Source organism: Sulfolobus sp. A20 (assembly GCF_001719125.1).
In the GTDB taxonomy this organism is placed as follows: Archaea; Thermoproteota; Thermoprotei_A; order Sulfolobales; family Sulfolobaceae; genus Saccharolobus.
Genome location: NZ_CP017006.1, coordinates 2,388,501 through 2,402,857 on the forward strand (window position 1 = coordinate 2,388,501; position 14,357 = coordinate 2,402,857).

General features: G+C 35.9%; 14 protein-coding genes. 5 read left to right on the forward strand and 9 right to left on the reverse strand.

Translation table 11 applies throughout. The annotated features are described in order from the left end of the window. Positions 1-420 precede the first annotated feature (420 nt). The 9 genes from BFU36_RS12305 to BFU36_RS12345 all read right to left on the reverse strand — a co-directional run bounded on the left by BFU36_RS12305 (position 421) and on the right by BFU36_RS12345 (position 9,489). Complete coding sequence (locus BFU36_RS12305) at positions 421-1,593, reverse strand: dihydrolipoamide acetyltransferase family protein (RefSeq protein ID WP_069284296.1); 1,173 nt, start codon at positions 1,591-1,593, stop codon at positions 421-423. Beyond that, positions 1,586-2,587: an NAD(+)/NADH kinase gene (locus BFU36_RS12310; RefSeq protein ID WP_069284297.1), complete on the reverse strand. Its 1,002-nt coding sequence runs from the start codon at positions 2,585-2,587 to the stop codon at positions 1,586-1,588. The genes BFU36_RS12305 and BFU36_RS12310 overlap by 8 nt, the downstream gene beginning before the upstream one ends. Positions 2,588-2,593: 6 nt before the next feature. Continuing rightward, on the reverse strand, positions 2,594-3,574 hold the full coding sequence (locus tag BFU36_RS12315; protein ID WP_069284298.1) for an alpha-ketoacid dehydrogenase subunit beta: 981 nt from the start codon (positions 3,572-3,574) through the stop codon (positions 2,594-2,596). A gap of 17 nt (positions 3,575-3,591) precedes the next feature. Further along, complete coding sequence (locus BFU36_RS12320) at positions 3,592-4,590, reverse strand: thiamine pyrophosphate-dependent dehydrogenase E1 component subunit alpha (RefSeq protein ID WP_069284299.1); 999 nt, start codon at positions 4,588-4,590, stop codon at positions 3,592-3,594. A gap of 64 nt (positions 4,591-4,654) precedes the next feature. Further along, a complete protein-coding gene (locus BFU36_RS12325) occupies positions 4,655-5,887 on the reverse strand; it encodes an NAD(P)/FAD-dependent oxidoreductase (protein WP_069284300.1) in 1,233 nt (410 codons plus the stop codon). 310 nt (positions 5,888-6,197) lie between these two features. Beyond that, positions 6,198-6,455: a twin-arginine translocase TatA/TatE family subunit gene (gene tatA, locus BFU36_RS12330; RefSeq protein ID WP_069284301.1), complete on the reverse strand. Its 258-nt coding sequence runs from the start codon at positions 6,453-6,455 to the stop codon at positions 6,198-6,200. 747 nt (positions 6,456-7,202) lie between these two features. Continuing rightward, entirely contained in the window at positions 7,203-7,961 is a 759-nt protein-coding gene (locus BFU36_RS12335; RefSeq protein ID WP_069284302.1) for a hypothetical protein, read from the reverse strand. A gap of 127 nt (positions 7,962-8,088) precedes the next feature. Continuing rightward, positions 8,089-8,715, reverse strand: coding sequence for an arsenate reductase (azurin) small subunit (locus BFU36_RS12340; RefSeq protein ID WP_069284303.1), 627 nt, complete (start codon positions 8,713-8,715; stop codon positions 8,089-8,091). 141 nt (positions 8,716-8,856) lie between these two features. Then, entirely contained in the window at positions 8,857-9,489 is a 633-nt protein-coding gene (locus BFU36_RS12345; protein WP_069284304.1) for a sulfocyanin-like copper-binding protein, read from the reverse strand. A gap of 795 nt (positions 9,490-10,284) precedes the next feature. Between BFU36_RS12345 and BFU36_RS12350 the strand changes: the two genes are divergently transcribed. The 5 genes from BFU36_RS12350 to BFU36_RS12365 all read left to right on the forward strand — a co-directional run bounded on the left by BFU36_RS12350 (position 10,285) and on the right by BFU36_RS12365 (position 14,239). Beyond that, a complete protein-coding gene (locus BFU36_RS12350) occupies positions 10,285-10,965 on the forward strand; it encodes a sulfocyanin (RefSeq protein ID WP_069284305.1) in 681 nt (226 codons plus the stop codon). Positions 10,966-11,275: 310 nt separating this feature from the next. Next, on the forward strand, positions 11,276-11,422 hold the full coding sequence (locus BFU36_RS13965) for a hypothetical protein (protein WP_156770093.1): 147 nt from the start codon (positions 11,276-11,278) through the stop codon (positions 11,420-11,422). A gap of 147 nt (positions 11,423-11,569) precedes the next feature. After that, entirely contained in the window at positions 11,570-12,106 is a 537-nt protein-coding gene (soxA, locus tag BFU36_RS12355) for a proton pump complex quinol oxidase subunit SoxA (protein ID WP_069284306.1), read from the forward strand. A 1-nt stretch (position 12,107) separates the two neighbouring features. Continuing rightward, positions 12,108-13,631 carry a proton pump complex quinol oxidase subunit SoxB gene (gene soxB, locus BFU36_RS12360; protein ID WP_069284307.1) on the forward strand — a complete coding sequence of 508 codons (1,524 nt, stop codon included), beginning with the start codon at positions 12,108-12,110 and terminating at the stop codon, positions 13,629-13,631. Between the two features lie 41 nt (positions 13,632-13,672). Further along, positions 13,673-14,239, forward strand: a complete 567-nt coding sequence (locus BFU36_RS12365; protein ID WP_069284308.1) for a DUF1404 domain-containing protein — start codon at positions 13,673-13,675, stop codon at positions 14,237-14,239. Positions 14,240-14,357 lie beyond the last annotated feature (118 nt).

Here is a 14,357-nt window from a genome sequence, read left to right on the forward strand (position 1 = left end):
CTTTGAGCTATTGACATATGTATTACCGTATAAAATATAGATTTTATATCGTAATAAAACCTTTTATTTTAACGTAGGTTTAATTTTTACGTTAAATACGTACATTTAAGTTTCTTTATAAACATAACTATTGCGCTGTGTTAAAAAACATTTATTCTGTCATTTTCAAGTGACATTTCAATGCCCCAATACGATATAATAACCCTATTATTCATTAACTCAAACAATATTAGTTCGTCTTCATTAAGTTATTTAAAAGCGTAAAAATGCGAGTCTTAATGCAAGAAATGCGAGAATCATTTGCTTAATTAAACGTTTATAAACTCACCGTTGCATCCCAAAAGGGATTGAAAGAAAAATGAGCAATTATTAGAGTGCAAGTTAATCTTAGAAAGAAGAATATAAAAAACAATTAAAGAATTAACTAACTTTCCTCCTTAACTCCTCTTCATTTTCTATAATACTAGCCAACTCTTTTAGGAACTTAGCCGCTGTATGTCCGTCCAATACTCTATGGTCGAAAGTCAAACTCAGCCACATCGTATATCCTATTGATATTGAGTCTCCTACAACAATAGGGCTCTTCTTTATTCTTCCCACACCTAATATTGCAGTCTGAGGTGGATTTATTATGGGAGTGAAGGAATCGATATCATACATTCCTAGATTTGATACGGTAAAAGTTCCCATAGCTACGTCATCTGGTGAAAGCTTATTTTCCCTAGCCTTATCTGCTAGCTGGTGAGCCTCTCTGGATATCTCTACTATGGACTTCTTATCTGCATTTCTTATTACTGGTACTATTAACCCTTGGTCTAGGGCTACTGCTATACCTATGTTGATCTCATCTAATATCTTAATCTCATCTCCTTCTAAAGTAGCGTTCAAATATGGATGTGTCTTTAAAAGACTTGAGGTTAACTTGACTATAATATCAGTGTAAGTTATCTTCTCTCCAGTCTTCTTCTCTATCTCCTCTCTTATCTTAACTAGATTAGTCGCATTTACCTCCATTGATAAGGTTACTTGGGCCATGGTTTGAAGGCTTTGGGTCATCCTCTTACTTATCTCCTTTCTCATCGGGCTCATTGGAATTATTTCTCTAACCCTTATTCCTAATAGACTAAATTTGGTCTTACTTTCTAATTCCCTTAATACGTCCTCTTCAGTTATCATTCCCCCTGGACCAGTTCCCCTTACTGCAGTTAAGTCTATACCTTTTTCTCTAGCTAACTTTCTTGCTCTCGGAGTAGACCTAACCTCTGCCTTAACCTCTGCCTTAACTTCCATCTTTTGTCTAACATCAAGAGGTTGAGTGACTTCTTCTCCTCTAGTTATTGGTGGTGGTGTTTCTCCCGGCATGCCTATAAAGGCTATTATCTGACCAACTGGCACCTCTTCTCCTTCCTTAGCGTAAATTTTAAGGATTATCCCACTTATTGGGGCTTTAATAGTGGTAGTTATCTTTTCAGTTTCTATTACGACTATATCTTCTCCAGCTTCAACCTTATCTCCTTCTTTCTTCTTCCATTCAACTATTTTACCCTTAGTCATAGTTAATCCAAGTTTGGGCATTACTACCTCTTTACCCAATTTCTTTCCCCCTATTCTCTTTATAGTAAGTTGTAATATATCTAATTCCCTTTTGAGGATTTATTAATAAGGGACCATCCCTTTCTACCCTAACCTTAACCTCTTGTGATTGATTTGCAACTAAATCTCTTTCACCATCAAACGCAATAACGTAATTACCTCTAGGTATCTCAATCTCTTCTCCTATCCTTAACGTTCTTACTTCACTGATGAAGACTTCTTTTATTAACCCTGGTGCTAATATGGCATTAATCTTACTGTGACCAATTCCGAACTTTATCATTAAGGAAAAATCGTCATCGAAATTTATTGGTTTAAGGAAGCTGGCGATTGAGGGTATGCCTATATCACCCAGTTCACCTTTGGATATGAAGGTATATCTGAGAGAGTATTCATCCCATATAGCCTTAGCCCCTACATACCATCCATCAATGAACGTTAAGTCTACTAGAGCGAAGTCTTTCTCTTCGTTATTAATCAACACTTTAATCGTTTTAGCCTTATCCAATATGTCGTAATAGTTCCCTTTCAAGAAATACCCTAGCATAACCCCCAATACTGTTGGCTCATAGGAAGCACCTAAGACGTTGTTAGTGCCTAAAGAAAGACCTAAAATTGGTGTAGTATCACCTATACCTTTAAACACAGCCCTTAATGTACCGTCTCCCCCTGCACTTACAATGGTCTTTACCCCTTTCTCCTTCATTATCTTTGAAGCGGTTATAGTATCGTTTACTGTATTTTCGGGCTTCATATTCACTTTAGTGAGCTTAAAATTTACTTTATCTTCAGTTTCCTCAATTAGGTCTAAGGATAACCCATAAAAGTCTGGCATTAATAATACTTCGTCCACGCTGTCAGTAGAATCTAGACCTAAGAGAAAGCGTTTTACCGCGTTAATTTTCGCATAACTACTTATATAAGATGCGTTACTTACTATTCTCCTTATATCCTTTCCGGACTCGGGGTTGATGATAACGCCAATGGAGTTCACTTCTTTTTACCCCGTAATGGACTTAACTGTGTTCACTATCTTCTTAGCATCTGGCAATACGTATTGCTCTAATGGAGGGCTAAACGGAATTGGAACGTTTGGTGTAGTTATTCTCTTTATGGGAGCATCTAAGTATTCAAAAGCCTCATCTGCAATGATGGAAGCTACCCAAGAGGCGAATCCACACCTATCATAGTCTTCATCAACTATTACCACTCTACCAGTCTTCTTAACTGACTTGAGAACTGTTTCCTTATCGAATGGTACAATAGTTCTTACGTCAACAACTTCTGCACTAATACCTTCCTTTCCTAAAGTCTCGTTAGCCTCTAAAGCGTGCCATACAGTTCTGGCTATCCCTATTATTGTCACATCCTCTCCTTCCCTTTTCACTTCAGCCTTACCTAAAGGTATTGTATACTCTTCCTCAGGCACTGGCCCCTTAACTCCATACAATACTTTGTTCTCCAGAAACACTACTGGGTCATCATCACGAATTGATGATATCAACAGACCTTTAGCGTCATATGGGGTTGATGGGACAACTACTTTTAAGCCAGGGACGTGAGCGAAAATGGAGTATAGCGTTTGAGAGTGTTGAGCTGCTGCACCTATTCCAGCTCCTATGGGAGCTCTTAATGTTAAGGGGACCTTCAGTTGCCCACCAGACATGTATCTTAGCTTTGCCATTTGGTTATATATCTGGTCCATTGCTACACCGAAGAAGTCTACGAACATTAATTCCACTACTGGCCTTAATCCAGCTAAAGCAGCTCCAACAGCAGCTCCTATATATCCTGCCTCTGAAATAGGGGTATCAATAACTCTATCCGTGCCAAACTTCTCTACTAAGCCTTTAGTTACTCCAAAAGCTCCTCCATAAACTCCTATATCTTCACCTATTAAAACTACAGAAGGATCTCTTTCCATCTCTTGCCTTAAAGCCTCATTTATGGCTTCCGTGAAGGTGATTTGTCTATTGTTCAAGTTTAAACACACCCCCCTTAATAAGAGTTATCTGTGAACACATCAGTTAGAGCCTCCTCTAGCTCTGGATATGGGCTCTGTTCAGCGAACTTTAACGCCTCACTTATTTCTTGTTTAGCTTCCAAATCTATCTTATCCAACTCCTCTGAAGTGGCAATCTTCATTGAGATTAGCTTATCCTTGAACAAAGTTATGGGATCTCTCTTCTTCCACATCTCCTCTTCCTCCTTATCCCTATATACCAATTGATCTCCTTCGAAATGACCGAAGAATCTGTAAGTTTTACAATGTAATAATGAAGGTCCTTCTCCTCTTCTAGCCCTATTTATTGCCTCCCTAGAGGCTTCATAAACTGCTAAAACATCCATACCATCGACTTCCACTGCTGGAACTCCAAATCCTAAAGCCCTATCTACGTAGCTCTTAGCAGCTGAATATCTGGGTTGCAACCTCCCTGGAGATAAACTCCTTGTAGACATAGCATACATGTTATCCTCGACTACGAACACAACAGGGAGTTTCCACACTGTGGCTAAGTTTAATGATTCCAATACTACTCCTTGGTTCATAGCCCCATCTCCAATAAAGGCAACTGCAACTCTGTCCAACCCCTTAAGCTTAGAAGCTAAAGCAGCTCCAACAGCGTGAGGTGCACCTCCTCCTACGATACCATTAGCCCCTAACATTCCTTTACTGAAGTCAAATATATGCATAGACCCCCCTTTTCCCTTGCAAACTCCAGTTTTCTTGCCCAATATCTCAGCTAACATTCTCTTAACGTCTAACCCCTTAGCTATGCAATGTCCATGTCCTCTGTGCGTGCTTGTGATGTAATCCTCTTCTTTTAAGTTACTCATTACACCTACAGCAACAGCCTCTTCTCCCACGTATAGGTGTACGAAACCTGGTATCCTTCCAGATGCGAACAACTCCTTTACCGTTAACTCATGATATCTTATCAGAAGCATCTTCCTATACATGTCTAATAGCTTATCCTTAGAAATTGATATTGACATGATATACCATAAAATAATTGCATTTTAAGATATTTAAACCTTACTTTTAAAATTTTTATTAGATTTACTTTAACACTCTTAATGACTCGCTTAGAACCTCCAAGTATGATGGATGTGGTAAAATTAAATTTAGAGCGTCTTTTAAACTAACCTCAAGCCTTATTAGTGCTGAGACCAATGAGACTACACTTTCAGCCTCAGGCATAAATGCTATCGCTCCAGTTACTTTGCCATCTCTTTCGCAAATCTTAAAGAGACCACCCTCATCTCTATCTATAATAGACTTAGTCAGGCTTAATGTATTAACAGTTACGCACTTTCCGGAAGGTACACCAGTATATGCTATTTGAGGATGAGTGTAAATGACTTTAGGAACTCCTTCAGCTATAAACTCCTCATTATATCCCAGTATATTTTTACCAGCTATAACTCCTCCATATATAGCTTCATGCGCAGTATAAGTGCCTATGATATCTCCAGCTGCGTAAACGTTTGGAGTTTCAGTTCTCAAAAATTCATCAACGTAGATAAACTTATCATGGGGTATCTCCTCGAAACCCTCTAAATTGGTTTTCCTACCGTAGGTCAAAAAGACAGCATCACCAGAGATAACCTTTCCGCTCTTTAAAGTGACTGAATTATCGTTTACCTTTACTACCTCTTCTCCTAAATATAGGCTTACTCCTAATTGGTTAAAATAACTTGTCACTACTGTAGATAGATCCTTATCCACGTTAGATAATAGTGAGGAGTTTCTGTCAACTAAGGCTACCTCTTTTCCTAACCTGTTCAATAGCCAGCTTAGTTCAATCCCACCTACGTCTCCACCTATTATGATAACCTTCTGATAATCTCCTCTTTCATAGGGTAAGTCTTCAGTATACTTCAAACCCTTTACTCTCTCCCTTCTAGTACCAGATGCTATTAATATCTTATCAACGTTTATCGAAGAATTCCCAGCATGAAGCATAGATGACCTTATGTAAGCATTGGAGTGAATTACTTCTACACCAATACTGTTAAGCATAGACTCTACTCCTTTACTTATCTTATTTATGGAATCTAGAGCAAAGCTTCTGAGCTCGTCAATGTCAAATTTAATTTCCCTCTTATAAGATGAAAGAAAAGAGGAGAGGGTTAGTGGTGTTAACATGGACTTAGTTGGTATACATCCATAAAGTACACAAGTACCCCCTAATCTGTCTTCTCTCTCTATTAAGACGACTTTAGCGTCCTTAGCTAGAGTAATTGACGCATAAACCCCAGCTGGACCGGAACCAATAATTCCTACTTTCATATTCCTATAGTAGATCATATGCTTAAAAATTTTTATCTAATATGAAATATTTTGCATTTTAATTATTTTATTTAAATAGTAAGAAAATTATAGAAAATTTATCAAAAATTATTATCACTTATTCTATGTACTAAGTCTGTTTCAAGAGTGAGTTTTTTGCTTAGAGAAACATAAAACAGTTCATTTCAAATTTTGAAAGATATTTTTAGACGCTAATGATTTTTATAAAAGGTTTTTTATCCTATTTGTGTGAAAAATATTTTAACTTTTTAGTCATGTTCTCAAATTTTTGAAAAACTTAAGTAAAAAATTAAGCCCTACTTTGCTTTAATTGTTCTATCTCTTTTTGTAGTTCAACTAACTTCTTTTCTAGCTCCTCAACACTCTGATTAGCAGATGGTTGAGAGTACATCTGCTGTATTTCCATTTCAGCCTCTATTCTCCCCTTCTTAAACTCTCCCATTGCTCTACCTAAGGATCTGAATATTTCGGGTATCTTAGATGATCCGAAGAATACTACGGCTATAACTACCAAGAGAATTAGTAAATCGGTAGGACTATCCAACATTTTTTACTACCTACCTTAATTTAAGGTCGATTTATACATTTATAAATTTTTCTAAAGTTAGAGAAACTTCTGAAGTTCTTAAATAGCCTTATCACGCTTTAATATTGATCGTAGTCTTAAAACTAAAACACTCTACGATTTTTGAACGTATAAATGCCGTTATATGATAAAGAATGAAGAAGCTCAGAGCAAAACCCATCCATCATCGATTCGCAGGAATGAGAAAATGCAATCATAACATTATCTCTAACTAAAGAACTGGCATTCTCCTGCCTTAAAAGACGAGGCTTGACATTTTATCGTTAAGTATTAGGCGATCTAAAGAATAAAAGCTTGAGAAGTTTTAATAAGTCTTATAAATCAAAAACTTTCGGAGAAATTTATACTAAGATATTTGTCTACACATGAAAATAGATTTAACCAAAGTAAAATGTTACTAGTAAATCGGAGAAATACAATAAAAACTTTTTAAAAATAAACAGATATGACTCTAATTCTTTATATCACTTATAGAGTTGAAGGTAAACATTAACGTAGTTTAATATATAAGTTTAACGTAATATATATGTATAAATATTCTTATCCTTGTTAGCAAAACAAGTAATTTATACAAAAACAAGAATTGTTTTTATTAAATAATATGTAATAAATTTAATATAGTTATAAGGATAAAAATTCAAGTAAATTCATATAATGCGCAACTATTTTTCACTTACGTAAAAAAACTTTTATGATTACAAACCTCGTTCACCTATCTAGTCGTGATAGATTCTTAGGCAACAACTTCATTCTCTTCTTAGGAAATATTAAAGTCCTAAAATGTAAACCTAATATTAAAGCTGTTAATGGTGGTAGCGTAATATAAGCTATGAATAAGGCTAGATCACCAACAGGTGAAAGAAGAATTATATTAGCTACTGGTATTGAAGTGGCTAGAATTAACGGTATTGAAACACAACAACTCCCTCCTCCTATTACTCCTAAGATGGGAATTATTAGAACTTCCTTTACTAACTTCGTCTTTTTGTACAAGTAAACTACTCTATCCATGATAGAAGCTATGAACAGTGCTATTATTATTCCCATGGAGATGGAGTAAAATGAAAGGTCAAGGAAGTAGTTTGGTGGAAATCCAATTGTGATAGAAGGGTTAAAGATCAAATTATATGCTAGAGATAGTAGTGAATTACCTATAAACGGTGTGAAGCTAAAGCTTAAGAATGGGCTATTAATTGTGAATAGTTTACCGTAAATACTAGTTAATAGCCTCTCTAGGGCTAAACTATATATGAACAGATGAATTGGTAAATAGGATAAGAATATCACGTAGAAGAGCCTAGAATTAAAATTAACCCTATCTTTAACTAATGAAACCACCATCATAATTAAAGTAGACCAAAAAATGAATAAACCTAGTCCTAAGAGTAAATAGTTATATCCGGTGTACGTCAGAATTAAGCCTAGGAACAGGCTTAATGAACGATAAATCCAAATACTAGGTTTCACGCACTATTATGTTTAAAAAAAGATTAAAAAAATTTCTTTTGCTAAAGCGTTTACGAGAAAACCATAATTCTCGTTTACTATAATTTGAAGAAGGGTAGTAAAAATTATTAAAAAACTTATAACCTTTTTATGAAGTTGAGGAGGATGTCGAAGCCTGTAGTACGTTATCATAAACTCCGTATAGAAGCCTATTAAAGCCTAAAGCATAAATATTCCCAGTTGAACTATCATATTCCAATATAACCTGCGGAAGATACTGATTAGGATGACCCACTACCTGCATCCCTCCCCTAGTGAAGTCGTATTGAGAATAGTGATATGGGCAAACACCACAATTAGTATTAGGGTCATATTGAACAGGACCTCCCATGTGGACACAGACAGCACTGAAGGCTACAACATCACCGTTTGGTCCAACTCCTCCAATTGAAGGAGTACCCGTTCTGACAACAACAATAGGATATCCCATATATGTAGTTAATTTAGGAACCCCAACTGAGAGTTCACTATAATTAGCTATCAACTGCTTCTGATATTGAGCGACAACTTGTTGCGTAACAGTAGATGTAACAGTCGTAGTCTGTACTTGAGGAACCACCTCTTGTACCCTATAAACTCTAGGGAAAGCTTCACCACCTATTACAATTCCAGCTGCGATACCGGCAACCGCAGCAGCTCCACCGATTATAATAGCCCTCCTATTTGGATCAGGATCCTTTCCATTAGAACCTTTCTTCTCTTCTTTGCTACTCATAACTTACCATTTTAATATGGTATAGTCCACTTATAAATGTTTTGCGGATATGTATAGTTATACATATTAAACAATAATTCAATTAGGTCATGATATCAAATAATAGCCCAGAAATAATATGTTTTAAAAAAAGGGTTTAATTTATTCTACTATTGCGTAGGGTGTTGTTATTGAGCTTGATACTTCTATTACACCCCACATTCCACTTGAAGCATGACCTTCTACTCCACAAGCAAACCAGTATACCCCGGGATTTAGCGTAATTGAACCACTTGCAGTTTGCCCACTTGAAATACCGTTATACAAATAGTTTGAACTAGTAGCCCCGACATACAATAATATGTTGCCATCTTGACCAACATCAGTACCTGGCGTAGCAGTAGTGTTCTGTATGATTAAGAAGTTATGTGGCAAACCCTCCTCATTAGTGAAATAAACAATAACAGTCCAACCAGCAGGGATATAAATATGAAGATTACCATCACTAGTACCATTAAAGTTGAAAGGATTACTACTACTCTCAGCAACTATGTACAAGAAAACAGTCTTATTAGAAGGATTATAAGGTAAAGCATAAGCACCAGAAGGAAGAGAAGAAGTCATACTAGTTGTCGTAGTAGTACTCGTAGTATGTATAACCTTAGATAATATTGGGGCTTTAGAGACTTTAGGCAATGGGAAATAGACGATCGAAAAGTTATATGCTAAAAAACCTGCCATCACTGCAGTCCCAACAAATATTATCACTATGATAGCTATGCCTATTTTGCTCATAATATATCAAAATAAATTAAACTAATTTAGGGTATTTAAACTTACTTTTCAACTATACTCTCTAAAGAACACCACGTTAGGAATCTAGAATGTGTTATTTGTTCTCTAAGTGATGTCAGTTAATACAAAAACTTTCTCCGCATTCTACTAGTTATACGATATATGACCTTATTAATGGTAATAATCTTCATAAAGACTATGTTTTCCTAGTGTTTATCCTCACTTACTTTCTATCCTAAAAAACGAGGGCCTCTTCTCATCTTCCGACTTCCTTCCCGTAGAGGGTTCCCTTAGGGTAGTTCATCGGTTCCTCTCATCGATTCTCGTTTGGAGATGAAGAGAATCCCTCTCATTTACATATAGAATTGACTCTAAAAACTTTATGTGCAACAATTTCGTCCAACTATAAAATTTTTTACTTATACGAGAGTCTATTGTGGAAGAATATTTTCAGCCATCTTGCTATTGTGTTTCTCATTGAGTTAGGTGAGTCCTAGGAAATCAAACCTATTCTCGTCCCAATAAATAACCCTAAAAATACTTTTCCACAATAAAGAAAATTCAATTTATATCAAAACAACCAAATTGTTGCCCACACGTAGATACCTTAAATTAGTACTTTCTCTTACACTATCTCTAGATATAATTCTTAAAATATTCTCCACGTGGAGATTCCGTTTTCTCATTTTAATTCTGCTATGACATCCTAAAATGCTCTAGTTCTGTCTGAAGTAATTGTTATGATAAAATTTAAAAATTATTACTTATATAAGTTGTTTTAAGAGTTGATGAGAAATGGCTAAGGTAGATACTCCAGTAGTGGTAGCAATAGTAATAGCAATAATCTTAGTAGCTGTAGCAGCTTATTATGTAGTAGCTGTAAGGCCTGTTTCACCAGTTGTAAGCACTACTACTCTACCACCTACCACGGTTTCTTACACTATGACAACGAGTATGACGACTAACACTACTACAACGAGCACTACTACGACAACTACTACTACGACAACTAGTATGACTTCTTCTCTTCCTTCTGGTGCTTATGCTTTACCTTATAATCCTTCTAATAAGACTGTTTTCTTGTACATAGTTGCTGAGAGTAGTAGTAATCCTTTCAACTTTAATGGTACTAGTGATGGTAATCTTCATATTTATATCCCTGCTGGTTGGACTGTTATTGTTTATTTCACTAATGAGGAGGGTTTGCCACATAACTTCTTAATCATACAGAACACTACTGCTACGCCAGGTACTGATGTTGGTCAAGATGGCAACATATTATTGTATGTTGGGGCTACTAGTTCAAACTATTTGTATAACGGTATTTCAAGTGGGCAAACTGCAAGTGGTTCAATTACGCTAAATCCCGGGGTATACTGGTTTGCTTGTGGAGTAGAAGGTCATGCTTCAAGTGGAATGTGGGGTGTAATAGAAGTATCAAGCTCAATAACAACACCCTACGCAATAGTAGAATAAATTAAACCCTTTTTTTAAAACATATTATTATTTTTCTAATGTATTGTTGCGTTGTGAGCCGGGATTAGAGGATTGACGTTTTATATATATTGGACTCATTCTATCATGTTGAGTTTATATTCTAAGAGCCTTTGCTTCTTGACCCAAAGATAAGTTTTATTCCTTATTAATATTGTTTTTACTAATTTCTATACTTATCTATTTTGTTTATGTATCAATATGTTTCTATAATATTTAACGATATTTCTTTTTAAAGTAAAGTAAAATAAAAGAAAGAAAAGTTTTTTAATGCGTTTTTAGTTATTATAGTGTGATGAACATGATAGTGTTTCAAGTGGCTACGTATGCAACGCCTGCAAGTATAGGGTTTCAAGATGTGTTTGGATTTGGTCTTGCCGGAATAGCAATAGCATCGGGGTTAGTCTTTTACTTGATATATAGGAAGAAGGTTTTTTAGAAACATTATTTCTTTTTATAATTAATTATTATGATTTTGTCTCAATAATTTGCGAATATTCAAATGAGTTTTTAAAATGTATAAATACATTAGCAACCAAAAAACTTTTTAATTAAATTTGGTAGATATATATAGGAAGTGTTAGTTATGAGTAATCATAAGGATTGGGAGAAGATATGGTTTATAGTTATGTTAGTGTTAGTTACTATTTTTACTGGTTTATCTTACTTCACAATAGTCAATGGAAGTAGTGCGACCTACAGATATGGTCTTCCGCTAGCTAGCGGAGTGCCTAAACCTTTGCCTAATGGTACAGTAGTAATTTACATGGCTGCGATACAGTGGGCTTTCTTGCCAAATAACGCTACTGAAATAATTTACTTGCCTAATGGGACTATGGAAAATATTTCTGTTACTTCACAAGTGATAACTTACGTCCATGGCTATCCTTACATAAAAGTGTATCCAAATCAGCCAGTGCTGTTCATTTTATACAGTAATAATGTTGTCCACGGATTTTATATAAGGTTACCTCACGGGGCTCAGAACGTTAACATTGTCCCTGGAATAAACAGTTATTCATTCTTCTTCTCTCCCTCAACCCCTGGTAACTACACTTTTCACTGTGCGGAATATTGTGGGATAGGACATTCTTATATGTATGGTTATCTGTGGGTGATGTGAAATGAAACTATATCCTAAGACTACTTTAGGTGTTGCCTTAGCTTATGGAATAGCTGGTCTAGTATGGTTAGCCGTAATGGGTGTTGCTGCACTATGGTTTAGGACTATCTTAATAAGTCCACACACTAACCCAACACTGGGTTATAAGGTAGCCCCGTTGTATTACTTTCTTGTAACTATGCACGGATCTACTGCAATGTATATAATTGTTCCAGACCTAGCATTATCATTACTAGCATATTCGTTGTATAAAAGTAATATGAATGTATTAAGCTATAAACTAGTAGCTCTCTCATTCTACTTGATAAATTTGCCGATGATAATAACATTCCTAGGAGGACCGATGACGGGTTGGTATATGTATCCTCCTCTATCGTTACAGCTTGGTAGTTGGTTATACTTTGGATCCTTTGCTCCATCATTAGCAGGGAAGTTAATAGGCTTAGCTTACTTCATGATGTTCCTTAACTCGATAGGAGTTGCGATAGGCTCTATAACAATGTTTATTGATGGCTATAAGACCAGACCTAAGGAGGGTAAGATACCGATATTTGCAGCTTACGGCATGGCTTTTGGTGGTGCATTAGTCTTTATAACCATCTTAGCATTAGCTGCAGCTGAGCTGTGGTATGTATTATACTTCTGGGCTTCAGTACCAGTTAACCCATTAACATGGGTAGTCTTGTTCTGGTTCTTTGGACACCCAGTAGTGTACTACGTTCCCTTCGCTGCCTTTGGTGGATTATATTACTTCATACCTAAGTTCGCAGGAAGACAACTTTATAGCGAAAGGTGGGCGAGGTGGAACATAGCTTTACTATTCACTTTCTCGATGTTAGCTTGGGTCCACCACTTACAGACTTGGCCTTTGCCAGTAGTTTTAAGGGCATTCATTACCCCGACTACTTTAATACTAGCTGCCGGTTCAGGTTTAACTGTACTAAACTTAGGCTTAACTATATTGCTAGGTAAAGGATATGAGTGGAAGAACCCTGTAGGCCTTACCGCACTGATAGCCTTATTAGGGTTTATATTAGCAGGGTTACAAGCGCTAATGTTACCAATAAATCCATTGAACGTGTTAGTTCACAACAGTTATTATGTAGTTGGACACTTCCACTTGATGATATGGACTATAATATTCCTAGGTTATTTAACCTCATTCCTAGGAATGCTATCTGAGAGAATGGGAGGTATCTCATTATCTAGCTTATCTACCGGTCTAATAGGGGGTGGAGTGATAATGTGGACTATAGGTGCTTTCCTGTTAGGATATACGATGAGCATTGCCGGTTATCTAGGACTACTGAGGAGGTGGATGGCTTATCCGCTAAAGTTCTTGCCATATATGGATGCCATGTCGATATATGCGATTATGATGGGGGCTAGCTTCGTTATGATAATGATTCCCGTACTAGCTACTTTATTGAGGATAAAGTTGGACTCTTTCTGGGAGTTACCCGGTATTGAAGGTAAAGTTTCTGCTGGAAGTATGCCCGGAGTAATGGCAGAGAATAAAAAATAAAATAAAGAAAAACTTTTTTTCTGCATTTCCTATTTATATATATGTTATCCTATAACGGAAATGTTAGGGAAAATTATAAGACCTTAGCATTATCCGTAGCCTTGATAGTGATCTTTGTTAATCCAGTAATGGAAGTCTTACAAGGGATAAATCCAATAATCTACATGTTAGATCATTATGCTCTTTACTTAGCTGGGCTAATATTTGGATCTAAGTTCTTTAAGGGTTCAATACATACTCTTATATTAGGTGTTATCCCAGCTATATTCTGGCACTACCCCCTATTCTTTGACTTAGCAGGGGCTAGTATAACTTTTAGGCTATTATGTGAGGCTACCCTCTTTCTAGGGGGTTTATTAGCTGGTTCGTTCATACCTGTAGCTAGCCTTAGAAGTAAGGTCATATTGTTTGCATTATATATGCTTGGGGATACTCTATTAAGTATTTTCTTCATTTTAGGTTATCCACAGTACTCTAATGTATACTTTCCCTCTTTAGCTTGGGGACCTTCAGCACTTTTTGGAGTTGGCATTATGATGTTTATTATTATGAACTTGTTTCTAGCATATGTTATAATTAGACTATTAAAGGATATTTCTATTTTTTAGCTAATTTTTTATTCTTAAGATTTATTAATTTTTAGTTCAAATGGAATAAGCTGTTAAATATGTTTAACTATATATATATACGGTAGTTTTAAAAAGTTAAAACACTTAATTCTTTTGA

Coding starts and splice junctions, on each gene's coding strand:
- BFU36_RS12320 (WP_069284299.1), bottom strand. CDS start 4,590: ATGTCAATATCAATTTCTAAGGATAAGCTATTAGACATGTATAGGAAG.
- BFU36_RS12325 (WP_069284300.1), bottom strand. CDS start 5,887: ATGAAAGTAGGAATTATTGGTTCCGGTCCAGCTGGGGTTTATGCGTCA.
- tatA (WP_069284301.1), bottom strand. CDS start 6,455: ATGTTGGATAGTCCTACCGATTTACTAATTCTCTTGGTAGTTATAGCC.
- BFU36_RS12340 (WP_069284303.1), bottom strand. CDS start 8,715: ATGAGTAGCAAAGAAGAGAAGAAAGGTTCTAATGGAAAGGATCCTGAT.
- BFU36_RS12345 (WP_069284304.1), bottom strand. CDS start 9,489: ATGAGCAAAATAGGCATAGCTATCATAGTGATAATATTTGTTGGGACT.
- BFU36_RS12350 (WP_069284305.1), top strand. CDS start 10,285: ATGGCTAAGGTAGATACTCCAGTAGTGGTAGCAATAGTAATAGCAATA.
- soxA (WP_069284306.1), top strand. CDS start 11,570: ATGAGTAATCATAAGGATTGGGAGAAGATATGGTTTATAGTTATGTTA.
- soxB (WP_069284307.1), top strand. CDS start 12,108: ATGAAACTATATCCTAAGACTACTTTAGGTGTTGCCTTAGCTTATGGA.
- BFU36_RS12365 (WP_069284308.1), top strand. CDS start 13,673: ATGTTATCCTATAACGGAAATGTTAGGGAAAATTATAAGACCTTAGCA.